This is a genomic window from Robbsia sp. KACC 23696 (genome assembly GCF_039852015.1).
Lineage (GTDB): Bacteria > Pseudomonadota > Gammaproteobacteria > Burkholderiales > Burkholderiaceae > Robbsia.
Window position 1 is genome coordinate 687,180 of sequence record NZ_CP156626.1, and the last position, 26,428, is coordinate 713,607.

Here is a 26,428-nt window from a genome sequence, read left to right on the forward strand (position 1 = left end):
GAAGCGGCGTGATCGAAAGCAACACCGCGGCAAGGCCGGCAGGCAGCACGGATGCGACGCGCGGCGACGCCGCGTCGGAGGCCGGGTCGCCGCCGCGCAATGGCTCGATGGTCCGCGGTGCGTTGATCAGTCTGGGAGTCCGCCTTCTCGATCTTCCCAGTCGTTACGGATTCCACTTGCTCGTCGCGGCGGCCCTTGGCGTCGTCGAGATGGGGAACTTCTACATCGTTTTCAGTACCTTGGTCGTGTTGGCCGGGTTTGGGCGTCTTGGAATCGATCAGGCGCTGACGCGGCAGATCGCCATCGATGTGGCGGCAGGCCGTTCCGCCGCCGTCCGTCCGACGATTCGTCGCGCCCTCGGTACCGTCGCGCTGGCGTCGGCGATCATCTCGATCGTGCTGGTCGCAGGTGCGTTCGTGTTTGCCGATTCCGTCTTGAAAAAGCCTGCGCTGGCCTGGCCACTGGTATTCGGCGCGCTGTCGCTGATACCGCAAAATTTGGGAGCGGCGCTTGCCGGTGCGCTGTCGGGATTGCAGCGCGTCGGTTATAGCCAGATGGTGTACTCCTGGCTATGGCCGGCGATCTTCTGCGTCGTAGCAATTCCGATGCTGCTGACGCACACGATGACGGTCAGTAGCGCGCTGATTCTGATGGCGGCCAGTTTCGCGGTAGCGGCGACGGTGGGAGCTTTTTTGCTTTATCGCTTCCTGGCCGAGGTGCCGCGGACCGGAGCGGGCGATGCGAAGCCAGCGCCGTTTCTCAGAACGGGCTTATCTCTTTTTTCCCTCGAACTGACGAAGTTGTTGATCACGTCGATGCCGGCCATCGTTCTCGGCATGGTGGCATCGTCGCGCGAAACCGGTTTGTTCGCGCTGGCGTGGCGCGCTGCGCTGGTGGTGAATCTGTTGATCAGCGGTGTGACGGGGATGGCGGCGCCGAAGTTCGCGAGCCTGTACGCGCACAAGGATAAGGAAGGATTGCGCGAGAGCGCCGCGCAGGCAGTCGGGCTGGTGCTGACAATGGCCATTCCCGTCACTGCTTGCATGCTGCTATTCCCGGAACATCTGCTGGCCTTGTTTGGCAAGGGCTATGGTGCCGGTGCCACGGCATTGCGTATTCTCGCCTTGGGGCAACTCGCCGCGGCGTGTTTCACCGCGATGCCGGAACTGCTCGGCATGACCGTGCATGCGCGCGTGCTATCCCGGATCAATATCGTTTCCGTCGCGATTCTGTTGATCGGCTTGGCGGTGCTGGCGCCGTGGGGCGGCAGTTGGGGCGCCGCCGCGGCGGCGTCGCTGGCGGTGGGGGCCAACGGCATGCTGGCCGCGTGGGCCGCACATCGTCTGCTGGGTGTCTCGCCCATCGCCACGCTGTGGCAAAAGCGGATGCGAAAGCGCCAGTAGCAGGCAATGATGCCGGCAGCAGGCGCGGGCAGTGTCAGGCCGTCGTCTTTGCGGCGGCCTCTTGCTGCAAGGCGCCAGGCAGCGCGGTCCACTTTAGTCCGAGTTCCTGTTCCACGCGTCGCACGTCGAGTCGAATGTCCTGCTGCCAAAGTCGCGCCAGCGAAGGGGCGAGGGCTGGCGGCAGATGATGCACTCCTGCCTTTCGACCGAGGATCTCGGCGATCTTCAATGCGGGCGCCAACAGTTTCGTTTCGACCTTCATCCGTCGTGCCCCGATGCGGGGTACCGGCGTTGCGCCCAGCGCGCGACCATAGGCGATGAAATAGGCATTCCATCGTGGCGAGTCCGGCATTGCGAGGTTGTAGGCGCGCCCGCCGGCCGCGGGCGTTTGCAATGCCAGCAGCGCGGCCTGCACGACATCATCGACGTGCACGAGATTGCTATGGCCATCGCCTGCCGCACCGAGGTCGCCGATGCGCTTCGCTTTCAGCAAGTCCGCGATACGCACGGACCACTGCGGGCTGCCGCGGCCATAGATGCAGCCAGGGCGCAACAGCGTGACGCGCGGCAATGTCCCGAGAAGCTGTTCCGCCTCGACCTTGGCAAGTCCATAAGGACTGGCGCCCGCCAATGGGGCATCTTCGTCGATGCGGCCTTCCGCCGTGCCATACACCGCCATCGAGCTTAAATAAACCACGGGTAACGGCGATGCGCGTGTGGCGTTCTGTGCTTCCAGTGCCGACCTCAGCGCACGAGCGTTGGCGGAAATCGTCTCCGGCGAGCCGGCAACGCAATTGATCAGGCCGTCCACCTTGGCAAGCGCCGCACCGAGCGACACCGCATCGGCGCCGTCGACGCGTTCGACGCCATTTCCCGCGCGACGCGATGCGGCGACCGGCTCGGCCCAGTCACTGGCGGCGAGCGCTTTGACCACGAGTCGTCCCACAAAACCGGTGGCGCCTAAAACGAGAATACGATTCTTCATTACGCGGGTTCGAAATTCGTGACTGACGGAGAAAGGGGAGACACACTGGCTTGCGTCGGGGTGTCGCGCGTCGCCATCGTCTCCTTGAGATGGCTTGCGAGCCGAAGCGCCATGGCAACGATGCTCAGCGTGGGATTCGCCTGACCCGATGTCGGGAAAACGGCGGCGCTGGCGATATAGACATTGTCCACTTCATGCAAACGGCAATTCGCATCGACGACGCTGCTGCGCGGATCCGATCCCATTCTGGCGGTTCCGATGTGATGGCCACCGTAGGCGCCGTAGCGTGTCATTTCGGCTTCCACTTGCTCGGGATCGTATGAAAATGCGCCCACGCCACTGCGTTCGATTTCGCTTGCGAGCGCGGCAAGTGCGCGACTGACAGTATCGACGTCCTGCCGTGTGTAGCGCCAGTCGATGTGAATGCGGCGCATGCCGATCGCGTCGCGTTCATCGCCCAGGGTGATGCGGCTTTCCGGATTCGGTTCCTGTTCGGCGTGGAAATCAAGGCTGAAGCGCAGATTGTCCGGCCGCACGATAACGGAGGGGAATTTGCGCGTCGCTAGCGTCCTGCGCAATAGCCAGTTCTTGAGGAAACGCGCCGTGCCCGGTGCGCCGGTAATCACATTTTTGAGATGAGACAGTGTCGCGCCGTTTTTTCCTTCTGGTGCGTCACCGTAGAGGCGCTTCGCATATTCGTATGGAACGATGGGCCGCGCCAGATACAAGGCGGAAAGAATGCCGTTGCCGTGCCCGGCGTCCGGAATGCGCGGGTGATGGAGGCGTGCAACGAAGTTGCCGGCATGCAAGGCATGTTGCGCCTCTTCACGTAATGCCAGACGCCGTCGGCAGTAGATCCCTTCTTCCGAGATATCGTAATCGTGCCATACCGACGAGGCCGAGGAGAGATCGAGCGTGCCGATGGTTCCGGCCAGATGGCTCATGTAATAGCGGCCGACGACATCATGCGTATTGCCGAGGCCGCGCCCGCTCGGTCCTGGACTGCTCAACAACAAGCGCGGAATTTCGAGTCCGCCCGCCGCGAGAATATAAGTGCTCGCAGACACCGAGAAAGCCGACCCTGAGCGAGTACGGATTTCAGCAATCGATACGCGACGATCTTCGCCGTCCTGCATCGGCAGTTGATAGAGGTTGGCGTGTTGGATGACACGCACGCGACCTTTTGCAAGGCGCGTGCGATATCGTGCGCCAAAATGCGTCGGGCAGCTGAAGCGTTCCAGCGTATTCGATTGAAAGACCTCGCTCGCGAAGCCCCCGATCATCGGTTGCAGCGGTTTGCGGAAAGCCGCTTCCGCGGTGTAGGCGAAGTCACCCGCTTCGCAAATAGCGTTTGCTTCCGGATAGTACGGCTGCAGATCGGCAAGACCGATGGGCCAGCCGCTATGCGCGATATAGTCGCGCGTCTCAAAATCCACCGGATCTAGCGGCATGCATCGGCCGCCCCAGATCGCGGTTGCGCCACCAAAGTTTCGAACGCGATAGCTGTCCGCAGGCGGATGCAGTTTTGCATCTGCCACGGTGCCTTCGTAGAGTTGTTGGTTCGCGGGCTCGGCCGTGTCCCCTCCGCTCTCGAGCAGAATGACGTCGAGTCCACTGTCTTCCAGTGCAAGCGCGAGCGCAATGCCGGCTGCGCCGGCGCCAACGATGCAGAGGTCCGCGTGAAGCAGCGTGCCGCTGGGAATCTGATGCGCGTCGAGAATCATCGTAGGTATGCGGCGGGAAGGCCGTCGAAGAAAAACGCAGGGCGGGCCCGCGCCATGAATGGCACTGGAGAAGCGTACGTCGCGCGAATGGCGCCTGCGGCCGATGCGATATTCGGCAGCGACGTTGCCGCGCCGCCACATGCGGGATACGCGAACGCGTTGTGATCTTGCTGAATGAACTGAATGCCACGCGTCGAAATAGGACGCCGCGCTAACGATTCAAGCCGATTAAATGCTGCTTGCAATGAGGAGTCTCCGCTTGTGGCGCCGCGATGCCAGCCGATCTGAATGCGCGTTGCGTGGCTCCCACGCGCGGATACGATTGTGACATGGTGCTGCGCACTTTTAACGTTTACGCATCACGCGATGTTTAAAAAAACACTATGATCAAACGATCGTACTGGTAAAATTATGTCTGAAGTCTTGAGCGTCTTGGTGCGTTGCCAAGAGACCAAAATAACAACACGTTCGACGCGCGACGAGGCAGTACTTCAACTTGCTTAATGAGTTCGAGTGCATGACCAGCGTCCTGCCGAGGCGTCGGGGCTACAAGTAAAAATGAGCAGCGTTCCTTGCTTGTCAACAGCGCCGGGGCCTAAAGCCGAACCGGTGATCGAACCTACCGTTCCGCTTTTCGGATTGGATATCACCGCGGTGGCTTTTACAAAAGCGCTCGATATTCTTGCCGACGCCGCGTCGCGGCGGGATGGGCGAGCACATATCGCGGTGACGCCGAATGTCGATCATTTGGTGCGACTCGATTCACAGCCTTCTTTCAAGCGTCTTTACGGCACCGCCGATTACATCTTTGCAGATGGTATGCCGGTGGTGTGGGCCAGTCGGGCCTTCGGTACGCCTTTGCCTGAGCGCGTGACCGGTGCCGATCTAGCGCCGGCATTGTGCGAGCGTGCGCGGGAAACAGGTTTGCGCGTGATCGTGATCGGCGGATTACCGGGTCAGGAAGCGTCGCTGATCGAAGGGATTGCCGCGCATTATCCCGGTCTCGATTTCGAGGTCATTACGCCGTCGATGTCGTTCGATCCCACAGGCGCTGAAGGCGAAGCGGCCGCGAATCGCGTGCGCGAAGTCGCGCCGGACATCGTGTTCGTTTGTCTTGGAATGCCGAAGCAGGAGCGATGGGCATTTCATTATGCCGAGACTTTTCCTGGCGGCCTCGTTCTGTGCGCCGGCGCTGCAATGGAATTTGCGGCGGGCCTGAAAAAGCGCGCGCCGCGATGGATGCAACGTAGCGGTCTGGAATGGAGTTGGCGATTGATGCAGGATCCAGGTCGACTCTGGCGCCGATACCTTCTCGAGGATACGCGCTTCCTCTCGATTTGCTGGCGTTACTGGCGCGATTCGCGATCGAATCGGCCGACGCGGACAGTATAAGAAGCCGCGCCAAGGCATCGCTCGGAATCAAAAACGGCATGACGACAGATGCAGTGTCTTCATGCCGTTTTTTGTTTGCGCGGCATTGCGATGTCGAAGGCGCGTCGAGCAATAAAAAAGCTCGACCGAAGTCGGGCTTTGAAACCGGGTGCGCTACCCCGGGGTTCTTCTTTCAGCGTGTTATTAGATTGCGTTGCGGCCCATGATGATCGACGGAATCGTCTTGATCAGAATTTGAATATCCAGCCACAACGACCAATTCTTGATGTAGTAGTGATCGAATTCAACGCGACGCAACATCTTGTCCGGCGTGTCGGTCAAACCGCGCAGCCCATTGATCTGCGCCCATCCCGTAATACCCGGCTTTACGCTGTGACGCAGCATGTATCCCGGAATCATGCGTCGATACACTTCGTTATGTTCCGCAGCGTGCGGACGCGGTCCCACCAGACTCATCCCGCCTGCCAGCACGTCGAAAAACTGCGGTAACTCATCGAGCGATGTACGGCGCAGGAAGCCCCCGACCGGTGTAATGCGACGATCACCAACATAGGCCTGACGTAATCCGATGTCCGACTTTTCTTCGTCGACGGGCATCGTGACGTACATCGAACGGAACTTGTGTACGTAAATCGTTTCACCGCGTTCGCCGTAGCGGATCTGGCGGAACAGGATCGGGCCTGGAGAATTGACACGTACGGCGATCGCACAAGCCAGCATAACCGGCGACAGCAGCAAGAGCATTACCGCGGCACCGGCGACATCGACGATGCGCTTCGCCACCCGCGATAGACCGAGGATAGGGACATCGTGCACGGCGAACAGCGGAATACCGGCGAGGTCGGTGCCATTGATGGCGCGGTCTTCGATCACGCGCAACTCGGGCACCAGATAAATCGAGGCCGTCGAATCGTACAGGCGGTTCAGAATGTCATTGGTAAAGTCATCGCCGCGGACTTGCCCCATGCCGACAAAAACGATTTCGAAGTCGTTGGCTTGAATCCGGCCAACCGCATCTTCATAGCGACCGAGGTAGGGGGGCAGCACTTCGTTGGCGGCCGCTTCGACCGGCGCATCGTTATAGTAGCCCGCCACCTTGATGCCAAGGATGGGCGAACGATGCAAGCGCAAACTCAATGTTCGCGCTTCACTGCCCAAACCAAAAAACACTGCCTGACGCTGATTGCCCGGCGCATTGTTGATGCTGTGGGCGGCGGCACGCAAGATCGCCAGGCCGAGCAGCTGCAACGGCAGGGCAAGCACGGCCCATTGCGCCAGCAGCACGCGCATATCGCCGCCGTTGCGATGCGTGACGAAGAGCAGCACCATCAGTACGATCGCCAATCGGCACCAATGCATGGCACCGCGGCCCAGCATCCATCGCAGGTTGCGCGCACTGGCAACCAGATAGAAGCGCGCGAATATGACGAATGAGGCAACTGCCAGGGCGCCAGTCAAGGCGCGCGCGTACGGCGTATCGCCGGCTTGTCCGCCGAATGACATGAGTGCGACAAACACACCCGTATTGATCGCGGCGCTGACAAAGCCGACCAAGGCCATAAATAGCCGGTGATGGTGGATCGACTGAGGGTGCATGAGTGGTTCCGCTGGTAAGTTAGGACAACAAACTCTACGGCAATCATAAAACCCGGTAATCAAGCACGCGGCCCGGGCTCCGCTGAATGCAATAAGGGAATCCGCCGCGCTAGTCACAAGGACGAAGGCAGTGGTGGACGAGTTGTCGGCAGAACACACTCCGCGGTCGACAAGCCACGAAAATGAATGCATTACACATCGCGCGCTGTTGTAAAGATTGAGCGCAACGTGCAGCGTGTGCGGCAGAAGGCCGTTCCCCAACGGCCTGATGGCAAGCCCGCACGCTCCGGCGTTCCGAGTGGTCTAGATTCGGACGTGATTCCGGGGCGCAAGCAGCCATCCCAAATTAATACAAACGTATGTTACCACTACCGATTTGGATCGGTCGCGTTTGTTCCCAAATTAAATATCGTCGCGCGTCAATCGGGAATTATTGACCTTTTCTTTGATTGCAATCGAAAGCGAAAGGGTATGGAACCCTTTCGTATTCGTCATTTTTTCCGAAAAAAGGAGGGGAAAACGGTTTCACCTTTTTCGCCTGTGTCTTTTAACAACTGTCTTTGAGGTAATGAAACAACGCACGCGTTCGACGACTGTATCGATAGAAGTCGACGCCGTCTTCTGGCTGCCCATTCACGTCGCGACGTTTCTTTATTGGGGGGCGGTGCGATGGCCGGCGAAGGGGCAAAGATGCCGATGCTTGCGCCAGTCACGCGCGCGTTGCAGGCGAGGTGTGCCAACGACGGGATCGACAGTCAGGACTGATGCGGCAATACACCGATTGACAAACGTTTATTTTCATAACGAAAGCTAGCTTTCAGTTTGTACTATATGGTACATTAAGGCTATGCAAGGTCGCTGAAAGGGTGCCTGCCGCCCTAAGCGCTCGCGCCTTGCCAACGACGTCGATGTAGAGTCGATCCCACGTCGGCCAATCTGCTTTACCCCACACTGAAGGCCCCCTATAGAAACGCGACATCGCCTGTGTCGGCTTCATGCCGTCCATACGATCCGCGCGACTACGCGCGGGCGCACGAAATTGGGTAAATAGTGCCGATCGCGGGACGGCGTCACTGCCGAGGCAAGATTTGCATGCGGATGCTTTTCATCGCGCCGTGTGACCGTCTCAACGGGTGGGGCACCGTAACAACTTACTGATTCGTAGTGCTATTTAACGAGGGCGGGCCGATCGGCGGTAGCATTCGCCGGCGCGGTGCCGTGATTGTTTTAAAAAGAGGAAAGTGAAATGACGGAAGACGTGCGTCCGAAGCGCGGACTTGGCTGGCCCTGGTGGGGTGTCGGCGCGTTGATCGGGCTGTTCGGTCTGTTTTTTGGGATAGAGGGCGCGCATCTCGCTTATCTGGGCGGAAGCTGGTATTTCCTGCTGGCCGGGATTGGCCTGCTCCTGTCGGTCTGGTTGATTTCGCGTAAGCGCCTGTCGGGCGTCACCGTGTTCGCCGCGGTGATGGCATTGACGGTTGTCTGGGCCGTATGGGATGCGGGTCTGTCGTTCTGGCCGCTGGTTTCGCGCCTGTTCGCGTTTGCCGTTTTGAGCTTTCTGCTGGCGTTGATCTATCCGCGTATCGCACGCGCGGCGGGTGTCGAGGAGCCGGGCGTCGCCTCGAAGGCGGTCGCTGCGATTCTGTTGCTTGGCATCGTCGTCGCCGGCGGTTACGCCTTCGTCCCCACGCCGACGATTGCACAAACCGAGGCTGCGCCGCCGGTGCAGGCCGTGGCGAAGGGCCAGGAACAGCAGGATTGGAAGTATTGGGGCGGATCGCGCGCCGGTGACCGCTTTGCGGCACTGGACCAGATCACCAAGGGCAACGTCAAGGATCTGCAGGTTGCCTGGACGGCGCATACCGGCGATATCCCCGTGAGTAACGGCGCCGGTGCCGAAGATCAGAACACGCCTTTGCAAATCGGCGATTCGATCTACGTCTGTACGCCGTATTCGAAGGTCATCGCCCTGGATGTGGATAGCGGCAAGGAAAAGTGGCGCTATGACGCACAAGGCAAGGCACCCAGCTGGCAGCGTTGCCGCGGCCTGGGCTATTACGAAGACGCAGCCGTCCCGGCAAAGACCGGTGGCGTGACGGCGACGTCGTCGACGGCGGACACCGCTGCCGTCCCCGCGCAAAGCGCCGCGTGCCGACGTCGTCTTTACCTGCCGACGGTGGATGCGCGCTTGATCGCGTTGGACGCGGACAATGGTCAACCCTGCGCGGACTTCGGCAAGGACGGTATCGTCGATCTGTCGGCAGGCATGGGCAAGATCGAATTCGGTTGGTATCAGCAAACGTCCACGCCCTTGGTGGCGGGCGATGTCGTGGTGGTGGGCGGGCGCGTTGCGGACAATTGGTCGGTCGACGAACCGTCGGGTGTGGTCCGTGCATTCGACGTGCACACCGGTGCCCTCGTGTGGGCCTGGGATTCGGGCAATCCGAATATCAAAAAGCTGCCGCCGGAAGGCCAGACGTATACGCGCGGTTCGCCGAACGTCTGGGCCGCCATGTCCTACGATCCGAAGTTGAATCTGGTCTATCTGCCGACCGGAAACGCGACGCCGGATTTCTGGGGCGCGCACCGGACGCCGGAAGAAGAGAAGTACAGCTCGTCGATCGTGGCGGTAGACGCGAAGACCGGCGAAGTTCGCTGGCACTTCCAAACCACGCACCACGATTTGTGGGATTTCGATTTGCCCGCACAGCCCTTGTTGTATGACGTGCCGAACGCCAAGGGCGGTACCGATCCGGCGTTGGTGCAGGTCACGAAGCAGGGCGAGATTTTTGTGCTGAACCGCGCAACGGGCGCGCCGTTGTCGGAGGTCAGGGAACTGCCGGTGCCGCAAGGCAAGCTGCCGGGCGAGCGTTATTCGCCGACACAGCCGTTCTCCGTCGGCATGCCGTCGATCGGCAACCAGACGCTGAAAGAATCGGATATGTGGGGCGCGACGCCGTTCGATCAGTTGCTGTGCCGCATCCAGTTCAAGGGAATGCGTCACGAAGGCGTGTACACGCCGCCGGGTCTGGACCATGCATTGCAGATGCCGGGTTCGCTGGGCGGCATGAACTGGGGTTCCGTGTCGATCGACAAGACGAACAGCTATATGTTCGTCAACGACATGCGCCTGGGGCTGGCCAATTACCAGATCCCGCGCGACAAGATGCCGAAGAACGCCAACGGGATCGAGATGGGTGCGGTACCGATGGCCTTGACGCCATACGGCGCGATGCGCCAGCGTTTCCTGTCGCCGTTGGGTATTCCTTGCCAGGCGCCGCCGTTCGGCACGATGAGCGCGATCGACTTGAAGACGCGCAAGATCGTGTGGCAGGTGCCGGTGGGTACGGTGAAGGATACCGGCCCGTTGGGGATTCCGTTGGGTCTGGGCATCCCGATCGGCATGCCGACGCTGGGACCGTCGCTCGCAACGCAGTCGGGTCTGGTGTTCTTCGCCGGGACGCAGGATTTCTATCTGCGTGCGTTCGACGGCGCGACGGGCAAGGAAGTGTGGAAGTCGCGACTTCCGGTGGGAAGCCAGTCGGGGCCGATCACCTATGTGTCGCCGAAGACCGGCAAGCAATATGTGCTGATCAATGCCGGTGGCGCGCGGCAATCGCCGAAGCGTGGTGACTACATTATCGCGTATGCTTTACCCAAATGAAGCGGGCGTCAAAGCGCGGTGATCGAGCGAGGTCGAATCTCGTAATATCGCCTCGGTAAGCCGATCACGTCTTGCCGCCACCTTCCCATGCGCTCCGGTCCCCGGGCCGCATGGGTTTATTTTTTCATCCGGTCTTTCTTCATGTTTGCAGTTTCCCAGAATAATCGCCGCGCGATGCAAGCGGATCAGCCGCCACGCGGTCGGCCCCGCGCGCGGTGCATCGCGCTTGCGGCGACCCTGTGCGCTGGCGTAGCGCCCGTCTATGCACAAAGCTCGGTATCACTGTACGGCGTGATCGACACCAGTATTGAAGTGACGAATCCAGGGTCGTCGTGGACGCCACGTATGGATTCGGGCGCTTATCGAGGCTCTCGTTTCGGCATCCGGGGTTCCGAGGATATCGGGGGCGGGACGCAGATCCTCTTCACATTGGAAAATGGTTTCAGCTCGGCCGATGGGTCTTTCGCTACTGCAGGGTCGATGTTCAACCGTCAGGCGTGGATTGGTGCGAGCGGCAAGTGGGGGCAGGTTCGCGTGGGTCGTCAGTACTCGCCGATCTATATTCCGTTCAAGGGACAACTGGATGCCTTCGGTGCCGGAACGATCGCATCGGGTTTGAATAACCTGTCGAAGATCACGCCGTATTCGAATAACGCATTTACCTATATCTCGCCGAATCTGTACGGTTTGACCGGCACCGTCATGCTCGCATTGCGGGATGCCGGCGCGGGCAACGGATTGGGCGGCAATTACGAGACACTGGCGTACAAGCTCGGGCCCTTGAAGGTGCTGTACGCGCACCAGCAGACCACCGGCACCGGCGCGCTGAGATCGAATTTGGGCGGCGTTTCCTACGTGATGGGTAAGTCGACCGGTTTCCTGTCGTTCTTCAACGGTGACGGGGGAACGCCGCGTTATCACCATGCGGGCGTGTCGATCTCGGGCCGTTATGCGTTCACGCATCAATGGCGTGCATCGCTCGGCTATGCCTATATGCGCGATCAATCGGGCAACGGCAATAACGCCGATCAATTCAGCTTGGCCAGCGAGTACGATTTGTCGAAACAGCTGACGGTCTATGCGAGCGCCGGGTGGCTTCGCAATCACGGCAAGGCAACGCTGACATTGCGCGGCGTCAATGTGACCGGCCTGACCCCTGCGTATGCCGGCGCGCCGGTGCGCGGCGTGCAGATCGGCATCATCGATCGCTTCTGATCGATCGGCACGCGCGGTCGGCGAGTCTCCGCGGAAGGGGCAGGTCTGGTCGAGAGGCGGGATCGCAGACCGATCGGGTTTTTACGTACGCTGCGCGCCCGAGACACGCGACGGCACGTCCCGGATCCCGGAGGCGCCGCTTCCCTGTGCGTCACCGCCTTCGTGATATTCGGCATCCTCGTTCACGGCCCAGACATCGTAGAGCGGCTTCTCCGCGATGATGTTCTGCACGGCCAACATCGCCGTCATCATGGCGTGATCCTGATTGTTGTACTTGTGCATGCCGTTGCGCCCCACCAGATGCAGGTTCGGATAGTGCGCGGCGATATCGTCCTTGATCGATTCGACGATAGCGCGATATTGATCGTCGTACACGGGATAGGCCTTTGCTTGGCGTACCACGCGCGAGCCCTTCACCTGATCGCGCGGGACGAGGCCGATCTTTTCAAGCTCGGAGATCGCCAGCGCCGTCAATGCGGCGTCGCTGCTTTCCCACAAGGCATCGCCATCGAAGCAGAAATACTCCAGCCCCAGGCAGCCGGCGCGATCGGCATCGGGCACCATATCCGGTGACCAGGAGGCGAAGTTCTGGATGCGACCTACTTTGACTGATGGGTCGTGGATATAGATCCAGTTGTCGGCGAAGCTGGCGGGGCGATCGATCATCAAGGCGACGGTGATGAAGTCGCGGTACTGCAGCGACCGCGCGGCAGCCGCCGAGGCAGGCGTCGGCTGGATCATCGTCATGGTTTCGCGCAGCGGTGCCGTGCAGACGATATGACGCGCGCTGAAGCGCATTACCGTGCCGTCGAGCGCGGTACTGTCGGCGATCCATCGTCCTGCTGCCGCGTCGTACGTCAGCCCGCTGAGCGACGCCCCTATCGATAAGTGCCCGCCTTGCTTCCGATACTTGGCCGCCGCCGCTTCCCACAGCATGCCCGGCCCCTGGCGCGGATAGTGGAAGGACTCGATCAGCGTTTTCACCGCGCCGCCCGCACCTGCCGCAGCCGGGCGCATGCCGAGCGATTGCCGTATCGCTCTGACGATGGCGGTCGACAGGCTCAGGCCCTTGATCCGCTGTGCCGCCCAATCGGCGGAAATGTCGTCGCACGACATGCCCCAGACTTTTTCGGTATATGTCTTGAAAAAGATCGAGAACAGCCGCTCGCCGAATTGATTCGCCACCCATTGATGAAACGTCGTGGGGTGCTTATGCGGGAACAGGCGCGCTGTGAGATAGGACAGCACGCAGCGCAGACTTTCGACGAGTCCCAGGTTCTTCAATGCCTCCATCCCATCCAGGGGATAGCGAAAGTATTTGCCCTGATAGAAGATCCGGGAACTGCGGGGCCGTTCGATGAAATCGTCGGGCAGCAGTTCGCGCCACAAGGCGACAACCTCCGCCGATTTGGAAAAAAAGCGGTGACCGCCGATATCGAAATAATGCCCGTCGAACACTTCGGTGCGGCTGATGCCGCCCACGTAGTGCGGATCCTTCTCGATCATGGCGACCGACAGTGTCGATTGTTTTGTCAGCAGATAGCCGGCCGTCAGACCTGCCGGGCCCGCGCCGATGATCAATACGTCAACCGATTGCATGGCGTCCCCCATGGCGATGTCCCGGCTCCGTGACGAGATCCGTGCGATGGCGCGTCGACAGCCGCAGCGGTGTGCTCGACGACGACGAAAGCGTGTCGACCTTGCCGCAGTCGTAAAGCCAGAACTGCTGCGCCGCGGAGGCATCCCACCGCGCTTCAGGCATCAGTGCCGCATAGTGTTCGGGCGATACGACAAAGTCGATCGGTGTGGCGTCATGCGCCGTTCGCGCGCAGGCGCGGCGGACACCGTTGGCGCTCAACGGTGCGAAATGGTTTTCACGTCGTGCCAGCAAAAGATCCTCGCTTGCCTTGATGTCCGCATCGCTCGGGGAAGCGGTGCGATCGATTTGCGTCACATCCGTTGATGCGGCGTCGGTGCCCGGATCACCGATGCGCTCGGCACGCCGTAAAGCCTCGAACGTCGTCTCGCGATGAAAGACGATGCCGCTTGTCTGCCCCGGAGAGAAATAGCTGGCGGTGCGCATCAACAGCCAGGGATACACCAGTTCGTCCCAAGGGCCATCCCAATAAACCATCCGGCCCGGCGCGACCTGCGCGGCGAAGGGCGCGCGTGACGGATCATCCAGGCGGGACTCCATGATCGTCATCGGCTTTGATCGCTGATCGAAATTGATCGCGCCGTAGCTTAGCAGGCCTGCCAGGATCAGGGCGAATGCCGTAGCGGCCTTGCGCCCACCCAGCAGCAATAAGCCGCATAACAGTGCGACGAGGGCCGCCATGAAGCGGGAGTGGAGCAGTACGTCGAGCCAGATCGCGTCCGTCGCCGAGGAGACGCCGTGCGAGCGCACATAGCCAAGCCCATACCCGATCTGACATATGGCCCACGTCGCCACGGCGGGGACACTCAGCGCCACCAATCCGGCCTTATAACGCTCGCTGGGGCTGTCGCCGCCGAAGCGGGCGACGTGCGCCAGACCGGCGCGAGGCATCAGCGTCGCCGCGTTCAACAGCACGGCAATGCCCAGCGCGACGATGCCGCCACCGACTTCGAGCGTCAGCCAGCAGAGCGCCAGCCACCATAGCAGCGCGGGTCGCTTCTCCCATTCCCGCCGCAGCAGGACGATCAGGGCCGGCCATTGCAGCACGGAGAGGAGCCAAAGTACGCGCCATGTCTGTAGTTGCAGCCAGAGTGCGTCATGGCCGCCGATGTCGGCGAGCGTCGCACAGACCATGCCGGACAGGCCGATCAACGCCAGGCGGCCCCAGAGGCGGTCCGGCGTGCGGGAGAGCGTCGTTGTCCGTGCGTCGGCATGGAGCAGCAAAGGGAGGGCGATGACCCAGCACGCCTTGCTCCACGCAAACAACGTCCATAGCGAAGGGAAGAGATAGTCGATTTCCGCTTCGAGCGCACCGCGCCAGGCCGCATCGAGCGGATGGACGGCGAAACCGGCCGGCGTGCCGTATTGGAGCAGTGCGAATACGAGCAGCAATCCGGTGAACAGGCGCCACCACGGAAAACGCGTGGCCGCCACCAGCAGCACCGCGGCAAAACCGACCGCGCCATTCAATGGATGGAGCGTCATCGATGCGAGGGACAGCGCGAACGCCAGAACGAGCCGGCGCTCCATGGCGAAGGAGAGCGCCCACAGGCATATGCCCTCCGCCGGAACGCGGGCGGTCAGATACGGTTCGGCATAGAAAAACGCCAATTTATCGGCGTAATCGGCCGGCATGCCGATCACGAACAGGACGGCGATCCAGTGCCATGGCGCGGGCAGCAGGCGATGTATCAGTCGCCATGCGCCGCTCCACCAGAGGATTTGCGAGACGGCGAGGCCGAGCAGATTGGCGTCCCGGATACCGATCGCCGCGATCAGCCGGGCGTACAGCTTGCCGTACAGCGTCCATTGATCCTGCGAGCCGAACGCGAAAAAGAGATCGTGCCGGTAGTTGCCGGGAGTCAGGTCATGCAGCGCCTGCACGGTGTACAGAATGGCGTCGTGACGAATGCCCTGATAAGGACGCTCCAGCATAAACAGGGCAATGAACAGCAGCCCGACTCCGAAAGCCAGCCAGCGGCGCGTTTTTACCGCGTCGAGTGCGGCGCCATCGATTTTGAAGCGCCAAGGGCGCCACGTCGGACGCGTACTGAAAACGCGCTTGGCCGTCGTGCGTGGTTGCGCGGATGCGTCGATCGCGACCTGCTGCGTGCGCGGGCGGCGCAACATCAGTCCACGGCGACGATGACGCTGGACGCCTTCACGGCGGCGCTGGCGGTGCCGCCCACCCGCAATCCCAGGCGCGTCGCGCTGTCGTTTGTCACGATGGCGGCGACGTCCACGCCATGCGCGGTGATCACGACCTCGGTATTGACCGCGCCCGGCGTCAGGTGGCTGATGACGCCGGTGAACACATTGCGCGTGGAGATCTTGGCGGGATCGACGTCCACCATGACGATGACACTGGATGCCTTGATCAGTGCGTAGGCAGCGACACCGTCCGCCAGGCCCAGCGCGGCGGTGCTGCCGCGCGTAATGACCGCGACGACGGTCCACGACGCGCCGCCGTCCTGTGGCCCGATGCGAATCGATACTTCGTCATTGACGGCGCCCGTGACGATTTGGCTGATCACGCCGGCGAAACAATTTCTTGCGCTGGTTTTCATTGGGAATGATGTGCCGGACCTGCCGGCATCTCTTGGGTTCGATGTCGTAAAAAAAGCATAACAGACGCGGCCCGTGCAATCGTTGTTTCCGCCCCACCAAGCCAGGCTTTCGCGCCGTCCGGACGCCAGGTCGCACACATGAATCGTCCACGTGCAATGATAGAATGCTTCGGCTCGCGCGCTTGGCTGACCCCCACCTCTGAGACGACCGGCAACCCACATTCGCTCTATTTTTCATCGGTTTCATTCATGGGCAGCGCACTGCTTTCCACCGTCGTCTCGTCAGCGAGTATCGTCTTCATCAGCGTGTTGTTCGGTCTCGGCCTGCTTGTGGCGTGGTGGCAGTTCGATATGCAGCGGCATGCCGCCTCCTGGGCCATGTCTTTCTTGCTGGCATCGGTCGGGCACGGCATGCGCGTGACGGGCATCATGGTGCCGCAGGATGCGGCGTTTCTCGCCATGCTGGCGTGCCACGTCTCGGTTGCCAGCTTTGCCTTCCTGGCGATCGGTTTCCGTCAACGCGCCGTGCGCGGCACCCGTATCATCTGGATCGTGTGGCTGATCGCGGCCGCCGCATTGATGGTCTTGTGGACCAGCGGCGGTCCGGCATGGCGCATGGGGTCACGCATCGTCACGTCGCTCGCCGACTTCTCGATGCTGCTGGCCATTGTCCATTCGCTGCGGCGCGCCCGTGGCGCCGGCGTCGTGGCACGCTGGGCGTTCTACCTCTATGCGCTGTATGTCCTGACGGTCGGCCTGGCCGCCTGGCTCGCGCGCCCCGGCGGCGACATATCGGAGCGGATGTTCGTGGTGATTCTGTCGATCGGCACGCCGGCAGGCATGATCGGAACCGGTGTGCTGACGATGCTGATCGTCGCCGCGGATCTGACGCGCACGCTGCGCAATCAGGCGCGGACGGATCCGCTGACCGGCTTGTACAACCGCCGTGCCATCGACGACGAGGCGCAAACGATGTTGACGAGGGAGTCACAGCGGGCGCAACCGCAATCGGTCGCGGTCGTCGTGGCCGATCTCGATCATTTCAAGAACATCAACGATCGCTTCGGGCATGCGGTAGGCGACAAAGTGTTGCGTCGCTTCGCGCAGCATTTGCGCCGACAGCTTCGGACCGTCGATCTGGCCGGCCGCATGGGCGGCGAGGAATTCGTGATCCTGATGCCGGGCCTCGCACGGGCGGACGCGATGCAGCGTATCGAGCGACTCCGCCAAGGGGTGCCGGGCGCGATCGGCAGCATCGTCGGCAATGACCAGGTCACCGTGAGTTTCGGGATCGCGCTGGCCGGCGTCGATGAAGCGTTCGCGGACGTCCTCGCGCGTGCCGACAAAGCCTTGTATCAGGCCAAGCACGCCGGCCGCAATCGCGTGGTTGCCGAAACGTCTTCCGCATCGGCGCTATCATCGGTATAGGGACGCCCCACGAAGGCGTCGGACCGAACGCACTTGAGGGAGACGAAATGACCGCAGCAATCCGCGTAGGCGTTGTCAGCTATGGCGCCGCTAGCAAGATATTTCATCTGCCGTTGATCCGCACGACTCCGGGTCTGGCGCTGACGGCCATCTCCAGCAGCGATGCCGCGAAAGTACGCGCGGACTTTCCCGCCAGCACGTCCGCCGATGTTCGTATCGTCGATGATCATCATCGACTGATCGCCAGCGGCGACATCGATCTCGTCGTCCTGCCGACACCCAATGCGACGCATTACCCGCTGGCGCTGGCGGCGCTGCGCGCGGGCAAGCACGTCGTGGTCGACAAGCCTTTTACGCTGACGCTGGACGAGGCACAGCATCTGGCTCAGACCGCGCGTGAAGCGGGGCGACTGTTGACCGTCTTTCACAATCGTCGCTGGGATGCCGACTTTCTCGCGGTGCGCGCCTTGCTGGGCGCGGGCACGCTCGGCCGCATCGTCGAGTTTCAATCGACGATGCATTACTACCGACCGATCGTGCGCGACCGCTGGCGCGAGCAGGCCAATACCGGGGGGGGCGTGTGGAACGATCTGGGCCCGCATATGGTGGACCAGGCATTGCAGCTGTTCGGGGCGCCGCTCGGCATCTATCTCGATAGCGCGTCATTTCGAGATGGCGGTCAGACCGACGATTATTTCCGCGCGACCTTGCGCTATGCGGATAAGCGCGTCTTGCTGAGCACCAACGCCAGCGCCGGGCTCGCGCCGCCGCGCTTTCTGGTACAAGGCAGCGCCGGCAGTTATATCAAATACGGTATCGACGGGCAGGAGGACGCGCTGAAAGCGGGCCAGTTGCCCGATGCCAAGACCTCGGATTGGGGTATCGATTCGCGCGATGGCACCGTGCGGTTGCATGCCGATGGCAGGGAGTCCGTTTATCCCACGCCTCCCGGCAACTATCCGGCGTTTTACGCATCGGTTCGGGACGCCTTGCTGCTGCATCGCCAGGCCGCTAACGCGGAGACCGCCGGGAAGCGGCCGCCGGAGAGCGCGGTCGCCCTGGACGATGCGCTGCGGGTAATGGCGGTGCTGGACTTAGGACGGGAAAGCGCCGCCAAGCGTGTCGAGATGCCGTATTCCGATCCGTGCCGCTGACCGCTGGCCTCCCCGCGTCTTTGCCGCAGCGTCACATCGGCGGCGGCACGCCATTCTTCTCGACCAGAATACGTTGCGCGCTGTAGTGATCGCTGCCAGTGGACGTTGCCGTCACGACGACTTTTCGGCCCGCTTGCAGATCCGATCGCGCGGCATCGATGAAGCCGACGACCGGGACGTTCGCGGGCACGGTGATCGTATTGGTGCCGCCTTTATAAGACAGCTCCAGCGTATTGCCGTTCTTCGATTTCACGACCGAGTCCACGTTCGCATTGGTCATCGTGCTTTGCGGGCCGAGGTCGTAGGGACGATGTCCTTCACCGGTACCGCGTGCCGATGGCTCGAAGACATGGACTTCGGTGGCGGTCATCTTGCCGTCGACGCCAGTCATTGCCGCTGTACCGATAAAGGAGCCGGGCTTGATGTCGGCGAGGGACATTTTCTTCACCGCGCCGATTTTCACGTCCTGCGGCACATCGACAGTGACGCTTTCGCCGCTATTGCGGTGTACGGTGATGCTGGTCGCCGACACGGCTGTGATTTCGCCGCGCAGACGTTGCGTCTTGGCGGGCGTCTGCGCATGAACGCCGATCGCCGTCGCCAAGAGGGCGGCGCCCAGTAAGGGAAGGGCGCGGGAAAGCGCCAGGTTGGTTTTGCGAGATGCGGATCGAATCGGTGGCATAGGGACTCCGTTGGCAGGCTGAGGGTCACGGAGCATGATACGCCGCGGCGCACCTTGCCGCAGCGCGCCGTTTCAGGCGCTGACCCGACCGCGAAGCGGACTGCAAAGCGGACCGCGAAGCGGATCCGATCTCAATCCTGCAGGCTTTCGTTCGAATAGGCGATCGCGCTGCGGTAAAGCGACATGACCGTGGTATCCGGCAGCAAGGCGCGCACGGGATTGCCCTCGGTATCGATGCCAGGGAATCCCTCCAGTGCTTCCGCCAGTTGCAGCAGATCGCCGAGCTGGCCCTTGCGGTGCAGGATCGCTTCCTGAACCGGCCGTGCCAATGACAATTGCGCCATCAGTTGCGTACTCGTTTGTCCGGTGACGATGTGCATCAGGGAAAACAGCCCGACCTGATAGGCGTTATCGGAAAACACATCATCGAAGGGATCCAGTTCCTGCGCGGCCAGTTCCATGAATCGCGCGCGCGCGCTGACGGTTTGCACCAGCGGGTTGTCCTGCGGCGAAACGGAACTGCCTTCCCCGTACAACAGCAACTGCGCCCATCGGGCCAAGCGACGCGTCCCTACGCGCATGATCGCCTGACGGACCGTGCCCGGCGTATGTCCGCGGGCACCCGCCGAACTCGCCAGCGTCATCAACTGCTTCAACAGCAGCGGACTACGCTTGACGGCTTCTTCGAGTTCGGCGGCACTCGGCTCGCCGGCCAGTTTGTTCAGCAACTGCAACAGGGCGAGCGTGGAAACGGAGGCGCGTTGCTGCTTCAGCACTTGTGGTCGCGCGAAAAAATAGCCCTGGAACAAGTCCACGCCCATTGCCAGCAGCTGCTCGTACGACTCGCGCGTTTCCACTTTTTCGGCGAGCACGAGACAGTGCGCGCGCTTCGCGGCTTCGATCAAGGCCGGCAGTGCGCAGGGCTGCGTCTGCATCATATCGATTTTTAGGACATCGATCTGGTGCAGCCCATCGGTGGGCAGTTGTGATACGTCGGTAATGTCGTCGAGCGCGATATGGAATCCTGCGTGCCGCAGGGACCGTGCGCGTTGCGCGATTTCGGCATCGAAACACACCGTTTCGAGTATTTCCAATGTGAAGCGCTGTGGGTCGAGCATCTGCAATGCGTCCGCGGAAATGGATTCCCGGCCGACATTGATATAGCCACGGTGTTTGCCCAGTACTTCATTGACGCCGAATTCACTGACGACATTGAGGATAACGCGTTGCGTTGCGGCATGATCGTCGGTGATGACCGCGTAATTGCCTTCGCCGCCGCGGAACAGCAATTCGAATCCTGCGATGGCGCCAGTGCGATCGATGATGGGCTGACGGCCCAGCAACGCCGAGTGGAGTGCGTCATGCGTTGCGGTTACGGTGTCGTCGGGCATGGTGAAGCGGATAGAGGCGTACTTTCACGATAACCGAGGGTAGCCGGCGCGTCGCGCGCTCTGCCAGACACGGAATCGCCGCCAGGGGGCGCGTTCGATCTGAGGCAGCATGACGCGGCATCCGTCGGCCTATCGTGAATCAGATTCCCCCGATCTCCTGAAAGGTAAGCCAAGCCAATAAGGTTGAAACGTCCGCGCCTTTCCAGCAGCGTCTTGTCTCGTTATTTTTCAACCACACATGCGCACCTGAAAAATCCTCTTTCCAACGCGTTTTTTGGGCTCATGTGTTGATGCATATGTCCGTATACGGCGCCTGGTTTCGCGATCTTTAGGCCTGAATGCCAAAAAATTTTAAATAAACGAGACGGATTCGGATTTCATGCGAATTTTCCTAAAAAGACGGTATTTCTTTCTCGGGAAAAATGGCCGGATACGACAAAGCCGTAAATTATTCCCTTTGCGAATCGCGACGTTTTGCGTTGCTGCAAACGCGACCCGCGACGCGGCACCGTGTATGACCATACTCTCACGAATCCCGCGGCACGGCGCTGTGCGATTTGCTTGCACTTTATAAAACATCGTTACCGACGCTGCGTCAACTTGCAGGGTCTGCCTTGCGTTAAGCAATGGCCAACACGAAAAAGGAGATGGCACCATGAAGCAGATGTGGTTGAGTGACCAAGGCAGTATCGCCGCTGGGATCGCGTTTAGTCGACGCGTTGCGCATATCGTTCTGCCGGTGGCGCTCGCGCTTGGCGGCGGTTTGGGTGCGACAGTCTGGTCGACGTCGGCGGCGGCGCAGACGGTGATCATCGCGCCTGGGCCTCCGCCCGCGCCGCGCATGGAGCCGCCACCACCGCCACGTCGCGGCTATGTCTGGGACCAAGGACACTGGGAGTGGCGGCGTGGTGCCTATCACTGGCGTCGCGGTCACTGGCAGCCGGTACGCGGAGACGGCCGATGGACGCCGGGTCATTGGACGGAGGCTGGCCCGCAATGGCGTTGGACCCCAGGTCACTGGTAAAGCGCGCACGCCGGCAGATCGTCGGCGGTATCGACTGATTTCACCAACGGAGCACGCGCGTCATGCAGATCAAAACAAACTATCGCTCGCTTCTCACCGTGGCGGCCGCCGCCGTTCTTTCGTCGTCGTTGGCGGCGTGTATCGTGGCACCGCCGCGCCCGCCTCAGCCGGCGCCACGCGTCGAGGTGGTGCCTATGGCACCAGCGCCCGCCTATCACTGGGTCCGTGGACATTATCGTTGGGAACGCCAACGGAACGAGTGGGCATGGATCCCGGGGCATTGGCAGCCGAACTGATGCGATGGTCGGCGACATGGCGCGTTGCGCGGCGTGACCGGCCTGCTTAGGTCGGGCTGACCGCGGCTTGTAACGCCGCGGCCGGATCGGCGCGGATCGCCTTGACCGCATCGGTCAAGCTGCGATGAAAGGCGACGTCGGCGGCGAGTTCCGGCGGGAAGATGGCCGGTATGGACAGTAGCGCCGACACGCGCGCCGCATCGTCGCCGTCGCTCGCATCGTCTGCCCCGATCGCGTCCCGCAAGGCCGGTGCCATCGGGTCCTGGATCGGAAAGCGTCGATCGGAGACCGATCGCCCCGACAGAAACACGATCCACGCGGCAATGCTCGACGTCAGGCGCGGCGCCGCGATACCGAGTGCGCGCGCCTCCATCAATGACGGCACCCATCGCAAGGGAAGCTTCAGACTGCCATCCATCGCGATCTGTGCGCTGCGATGTTTCAAGGCCGGATTGGCGAAGCGCGTCAGCAATGCATCCCGATAGGTCGCCAAGTCGATATCGGATGTCGCGATACCGGCGTTTGCGCCAAGTACCGGCATGATTTCGTCGGTCAATAGCGCATGAACGTAGCGCTGCAGGGGCGCCGTCGCCACCGCGCGGTCGATCGTCTCGATATCCAGCAGCAGCGACCAATAAGCGAGCGTCGAGTGTGCCGCGTTCAACATGCGCAACTTTGCAAGCTCATAGGGCGCGACATCGTCCACCAGCGTGGCACCGACGTGCTCCCATGCCGGTCGTCCGGCGCTAAAACGATCCTCGATGACCCACTGCCGGAATGGCTCGCACGGCACGGCCAAGGCATCGCGGCAGCCGAGCGCATGCGCGGCTTCCGTCAGGTCGTCGGCGGTGCTGGCCGGCACGATGCGATCGACCATCGTCGATGGGAAAGCGACTTCGCGTGCAATCCAGTCGGCTAACGCTTTGTCCAAGGCCGCGGCAAAACCGACGACCACACGTTTCAAGGCGGCGCCGTTGTGCGATAGGTTATCGCATGACATTACCGTGAATGGCGCCATGCCCGCGGCGCGGCGACGGGCCAGCGCCCCGACCAGCCAGCCGGGCACCGTGCGTACCGTCGGGAAGTGCGCGAGGTCGGCGGCGATGTCAGGGTGATGCGTATCGACTTCACCGTCGGCGTCGCGGCAATACCCCTTCTCGGTCACCGTCAGCGACACGATGCGGCATGCCGGCGCGCAGAGCCGCGTCATCAAGCGCGCGGCGTCGTCCGGACAGGTCAGCACCTCGCGTAGCGACCGTATCACCTGTACCTCGACGCCGTCGGGGCCCCGCTGGACGAGGCTGTAGAGGCCGTCTTGCGCGCGGAAGGCGTCGCGCTTTTCCACATTGCCGGTCAAGGAGACGCCGCAGATTCCCCAGTCGCCGCCCGCCGCAAGCATTGCGTCCTCGGTGTAAAGCGCCTGGTGAGCGCGATGAAAGTTGCCCAATCCCAAATGTACGATGCCGATTTCCGGTTCCCGCCATTGCGCACCCGGCCCGCGCAAATGCGCGGCTGGTAACGCCGCCAGCGTCGCGTGGTTCAAGTTCGGCGCCGGATGGGCCGTGGGGGGCACCGCGGCCGCGCATTCGTCCGGGCGCGATGTCGCGGCGTCGCCCGATGGGGGCAGGGGCTGACCGGCTACAGAAGATGCGGGCATACGCTGATCCTTGTCTTTAATACTTGTATGGTAGCATTCCTTTATTGGTTTTGAATGCGCTTACATCGCGGTCTGCCTGGCGGTCCCTGGAAGGGAGCGCGAGCGGCCGAGCGATCGGGCAATACGGGAGACTTGCAATGAGCGGCATGAAGATCGTCAGCGCCGAAGTGATCATCACCTGTCCGGGACGGAACTTCGTCACCTTGAAAATCCGCACCGAGGACGGGGTACATGGGCTCGGCGACGCGACGTTGAACGGGCGCGAGCTTGCCGTCGCCTCCTATCTGCGCGATCACGTCTGTCCGATGTTGATCGGACGCGATGCGAGTCGCATCGAGGACACCTGGCAACTGCTGTACAAAGGCGCGTATTGGCGCCGCGGGCCGGTCACGATGTCGGCGATCGGCGCGGTGGATATGGCGTTATGGGACATCCTCGGCAAGTCGACCGGTATGCCCCTGTACAAGCTGTTGGGGGGCGCCTCCCGTACCGGCGTGATGGTCTATGGTCACGCGACCGGGCGCGATATCCCCGAGGCACTCGACGAATTCGCGCGCTATGCCGAGGCCGGATATCAGGCGATCCGCATTCAAAGCGGCGTGCCGAACATGCGTTCCGTCTATGGTGTTTCGAAGGGCGGGGGCACCTATGAGCCGGCGACGAAGGGCCGTGTCGACGAGCAATATTGGTCGACGGAAAAGTATCTCGATTTCGCGCCGAAGCTGTTCGAAGCGGTACGCGAACGCTTTGGTTTCGATCATCACCTGCTGCACGATGCGCATCATCGTCTGACGCCGATCGAGGCCGCACGGCTCGGCAAAGCGGTCGAGCCTTATCGTCTGTTCTGGATCGAGGATCCGACGCCAGCGGAAAATCAGGCAGCGTTCCGCTTGATCCGGCAGCACACGGTGACGCCGATCGCCGTCGGTGAAATCTTCAATTCGATCTGGGACTGTAAGCAGTTGATCGAAGAGCAACTGATCGATTACATCCGCGCGACGTTGACCCACGCCGGCGGCATCACGCATCTGAAGCGCATCGCCGACCTCGCATCGCTTTATCAAGTGCGCACCGGCTGTCACGGTGCATCGGACCTGTCGCCCGTCTGCATGGGCGCGGCTTTGCACTTCGACCTGGCTATCCCGAATTTCGGTGTGCAGGAATACATGGGCTATCCGGAGGAGGCGTTGGAAGTCTTCCCGCATGCCTGGACCAAAGACGGCGGCCTCATGCATCCGGGCGAGGCGCCGGGCCACGGCGTGGAGATCGACGAGAAGCTGGCGGCGCGCTATCCCTACGATCCGGCCTATCTGCCGGTTGCGCGCCTCGACGACGGCACGCTTTGGAATTGGTAATCGAAGACCCTTTGCAATGACGCGCCCGATGGCCCTCGGCGGCAGGGCGGCGCGGCAAACGATCAACAAGCGACGACGCGGAGAATGACCATGTTTGCAGCGGTGATGCATGCGCCCAAGGATGTGCGCATCGATCAATGGGATAAACCGGAGCCCGGCGCGGGGCAGGTGGCCGTGCGGGTGCGCGCCGGAGGGATCTGCGGCTCCGATCTCTCGTACTATTTCAAGGGTAAGAGCGGCGATTTCGCCGTAAAGGAACCGTTCGTGCTCGGGCACGAAGTCGCGGGGGAAATCAGCGCCCTGGGCGTCGGCGTGACGTCGCTGAAAGTGGGGCAGCGTGTTGCCGTGAACCCTGGCGTCAATTGCGGACAGTGCCGCTTCTGCGTCAAGGGCATGCCGAATCATTGCCTCAGTATGCGTTTCATGGGCAGTGCCTCGACCTTCCCGCATACGCAGGGCATGTTCCGCCAGTACTTGCTGGCCAATGCGACACAGTGCTTCCCGGTACCCGATACCTTCGACTTCGCGACGGCGTCGATGGCGGAGCCGCTGTCGGTCGCGCTGCATGCGGTGCGCCAGGCCGGAACGATGCTCGGCGCGAGCGTGCTGCTGGTCGGATGCGGTCCGATCGGATGCCTGCTGCTGAGCGTGGCAAAGCGCGCGGGCGCGCATCGCGTGGTGGCGATCGATCTCGCGGAAAAAGCATTGAAGATGGCATCCGAGGTGGGAGCCGATGAAACGGCGCTGGCGAACGACACCGCGCGCATCGATACCTGGGCGCAACAGCGCGGCACGTTCGATGTCGTGATCGAGGCCTCCGGTTCGTCCGCCGGGCTGGATACGGCGCTGCGTGCGGCGCGCGCCGGCGGCGTGGTCGTGCAGGTAGGGAATCTGCCGGCCGGGCAGTCGCCGGTGGCAGCGAACCTGATCATGGCAAAGGAACTACGCTATCAGGGCTCCTTCCGGTTCACGAACGAGGAGTATGCGGTGGCGGTCGAGGAACTCGCCACCGGCAAGATCGATCCGCGGCCGCTGATGACGCATCGTTTCGAGATGGCCGACGTCAACCAGGCCTTCGAAGTGGCGTTGGATCGCGGCCAGTCGATGAAGGTACACCTGGCGTTCGACTGACGTGCCTGCGGACGCCGTCACGATGCCGTCCTTTTTGCCCATCGGGCGGCAGCGCGGGATCGGCGTGACGGCACGATACACCACAACAGAATCACGGCAACCAGGGC

At 61.8% G+C, this 26,428-nt stretch carries 19 protein-coding genes; 10 read left to right on the forward strand and 9 right to left on the reverse strand.

Annotated features, from left to right (window positions below; genetic code table 11):
* Nucleotides 1-8: 8 nt before the first annotated feature.
* Nucleotides 9-1,403 carry an oligosaccharide flippase family protein gene (locus ABEG21_RS02790; RefSeq protein ID WP_347555766.1) on the forward strand — a complete coding sequence of 465 codons (1,395 nt, stop codon included), beginning with the start codon at nucleotides 9-11 and terminating at the stop codon, nucleotides 1,401-1,403.
* 34 nt (nucleotides 1,404-1,437) lie between these two features.
* On the opposite strand, the gene ABEG21_RS02795 is transcribed toward ABEG21_RS02790, so the two are convergent.
* Together ABEG21_RS02795 and ABEG21_RS02800 are read right to left on the reverse strand one after the other, a co-directional pair.
* Entirely contained in the window at nucleotides 1,438-2,388 is a 951-nt protein-coding gene (locus ABEG21_RS02795; RefSeq protein ID WP_347555767.1) for an SDR family oxidoreductase, read from the reverse strand.
* Nucleotides 2,388-4,112, reverse strand: coding sequence for a GMC family oxidoreductase (locus ABEG21_RS02800; RefSeq protein ID WP_347555768.1), 1,725 nt, complete (start codon nucleotides 4,110-4,112; stop codon nucleotides 2,388-2,390). Before ABEG21_RS02800 ends, ABEG21_RS02795 begins: the two co-directional genes overlap by 1 nt.
* 654 nt (nucleotides 4,113-4,766) lie before the next feature.
* Between ABEG21_RS02800 and ABEG21_RS02805 the strand changes: the two genes are divergently transcribed.
* Nucleotides 4,767-5,504 carry a WecB/TagA/CpsF family glycosyltransferase gene (locus ABEG21_RS02805; protein ID WP_347555769.1) on the forward strand — a complete coding sequence of 246 codons (738 nt, stop codon included), beginning with the start codon at nucleotides 4,767-4,769 and terminating at the stop codon, nucleotides 5,502-5,504.
* A 183-nt stretch (nucleotides 5,505-5,687) separates the two neighbouring features.
* On the opposite strand, the gene ABEG21_RS02810 is transcribed toward ABEG21_RS02805, so the two are convergent.
* Nucleotides 5,688-7,100, reverse strand: a complete 1,413-nt coding sequence (locus tag ABEG21_RS02810; protein ID WP_347555770.1) for an undecaprenyl-phosphate glucose phosphotransferase — start codon at nucleotides 7,098-7,100, stop codon at nucleotides 5,688-5,690.
* A gap of 1,246 nt (nucleotides 7,101-8,346) precedes the next feature.
* Here ABEG21_RS02810 and ABEG21_RS02815 point away from each other — a divergent pair.
* Both ABEG21_RS02815 and ABEG21_RS02820 read left to right on the forward strand, forming a co-directional pair.
* Nucleotides 8,347-10,764: a membrane-bound PQQ-dependent dehydrogenase, glucose/quinate/shikimate family gene (locus tag ABEG21_RS02815; RefSeq protein WP_347555771.1), complete on the forward strand. Its 2,418-nt coding sequence runs from the start codon at nucleotides 8,347-8,349 to the stop codon at nucleotides 10,762-10,764.
* 174 nt (nucleotides 10,765-10,938) lie between these two features.
* Nucleotides 10,939-11,979, forward strand: a complete 1,041-nt coding sequence (locus ABEG21_RS02820; RefSeq protein ID WP_347556590.1) for a porin — start codon at nucleotides 10,939-10,941, stop codon at nucleotides 11,977-11,979.
* 81 nt (nucleotides 11,980-12,060) lie between these two features.
* Here the strand turns inward: ABEG21_RS02820 and ABEG21_RS02825 are convergent, their stop codons facing one another.
* Genes ABEG21_RS02825 through ABEG21_RS02835 form a run of 3 tightly spaced genes read right to left on the reverse strand, consistent with a single transcriptional unit; the run spans nucleotide 12,061 to nucleotide 16,203 of the window.
* Complete coding sequence (locus ABEG21_RS02825) at nucleotides 12,061-13,578, reverse strand: NAD(P)/FAD-dependent oxidoreductase (protein ID WP_347555772.1); 1,518 nt, start codon at nucleotides 13,576-13,578, stop codon at nucleotides 12,061-12,063.
* Entirely contained in the window at nucleotides 13,565-15,766 is a 2,202-nt protein-coding gene (locus ABEG21_RS02830) for a hypothetical protein (protein WP_347555773.1), read from the reverse strand. The genes ABEG21_RS02825 and ABEG21_RS02830 overlap by 14 nt, the downstream gene beginning before the upstream one ends.
* The gene (locus tag ABEG21_RS02835; RefSeq protein ID WP_347555774.1) at nucleotides 15,766-16,203 is read right to left on the reverse strand and encodes a TOBE domain-containing protein; all 438 of its coding nucleotides are present in this window, start codon (nucleotides 16,201-16,203) and stop codon (nucleotides 15,766-15,768) included. The genes ABEG21_RS02830 and ABEG21_RS02835 overlap by 1 nt, the downstream gene beginning before the upstream one ends.
* Nucleotides 16,204-16,452: 249 nt before the next feature.
* Here ABEG21_RS02835 and ABEG21_RS02840 point away from each other — a divergent pair, with 249 nt between their 5' ends.
* Both ABEG21_RS02840 and ABEG21_RS02845 read left to right on the forward strand, forming a co-directional pair.
* On the forward strand, nucleotides 16,453-17,631 hold the full coding sequence (locus ABEG21_RS02840) for a GGDEF domain-containing protein (RefSeq protein ID WP_347555775.1): 1,179 nt from the start codon (nucleotides 16,453-16,455) through the stop codon (nucleotides 17,629-17,631).
* Nucleotides 17,632-17,678: 47 nt separating this feature from the next.
* Nucleotides 17,679-18,785, forward strand: coding sequence for an oxidoreductase (locus tag ABEG21_RS02845; RefSeq protein WP_347555776.1), 1,107 nt, complete (start codon nucleotides 17,679-17,681; stop codon nucleotides 18,783-18,785).
* Nucleotides 18,786-18,816: 31 nt separating this feature from the next.
* Here the strand turns inward: ABEG21_RS02845 and ABEG21_RS02850 are convergent, their stop codons facing one another.
* Nucleotides 18,817-19,467, reverse strand: coding sequence for a hypothetical protein (locus ABEG21_RS02850; protein WP_347555777.1), 651 nt, complete (start codon nucleotides 19,465-19,467; stop codon nucleotides 18,817-18,819).
* Nucleotides 19,468-19,598: 131 nt separating this feature from the next.
* A complete protein-coding gene (locus tag ABEG21_RS02855) occupies nucleotides 19,599-20,858 on the reverse strand; it encodes an EAL domain-containing protein (protein WP_347555778.1) in 1,260 nt (419 codons plus the stop codon).
* Nucleotides 20,859-21,513: 655 nt separating this feature from the next.
* On the opposite strand from ABEG21_RS02855, the gene ABEG21_RS02860 reads away from it, so the two are divergent.
* Entirely contained in the window at nucleotides 21,514-21,882 is a 369-nt protein-coding gene (locus tag ABEG21_RS02860; RefSeq protein WP_347555779.1) for a hypothetical protein, read from the forward strand.
* A gap of 62 nt (nucleotides 21,883-21,944) precedes the next feature.
* Entirely contained in the window at nucleotides 21,945-22,178 is a 234-nt protein-coding gene (locus ABEG21_RS02865; RefSeq protein WP_347555780.1) for a hypothetical protein, read from the forward strand.
* A 46-nt stretch (nucleotides 22,179-22,224) separates the two neighbouring features.
* On the opposite strand, the gene ABEG21_RS02870 is transcribed toward ABEG21_RS02865, so the two are convergent.
* The gene (locus ABEG21_RS02870) at nucleotides 22,225-23,835 is read right to left on the reverse strand and encodes a mannitol dehydrogenase family protein (RefSeq protein WP_347555781.1); all 1,611 of its coding nucleotides are present in this window, start codon (nucleotides 23,833-23,835) and stop codon (nucleotides 22,225-22,227) included.
* 146 nt (nucleotides 23,836-23,981) lie between these two features.
* On the opposite strand from ABEG21_RS02870, the gene manD reads away from it, so the two are divergent.
* Together manD and ABEG21_RS02880 are read left to right on the forward strand one after the other, a co-directional pair.
* Nucleotides 23,982-25,190, forward strand: a complete 1,209-nt coding sequence (gene manD / locus ABEG21_RS02875) for a D-mannonate dehydratase ManD (RefSeq protein WP_347556591.1) — start codon at nucleotides 23,982-23,984, stop codon at nucleotides 25,188-25,190.
* 90 nt (nucleotides 25,191-25,280) lie between these two features.
* Nucleotides 25,281-26,321 (forward strand): L-idonate 5-dehydrogenase, encoded by a 1,041-nt coding sequence (locus ABEG21_RS02880; RefSeq protein ID WP_347556592.1) that lies wholly within the window; start codon nucleotides 25,281-25,283, stop codon nucleotides 26,319-26,321.
* The last annotated feature ends 107 nt before the right edge of the window (nucleotides 26,322-26,428 follow it).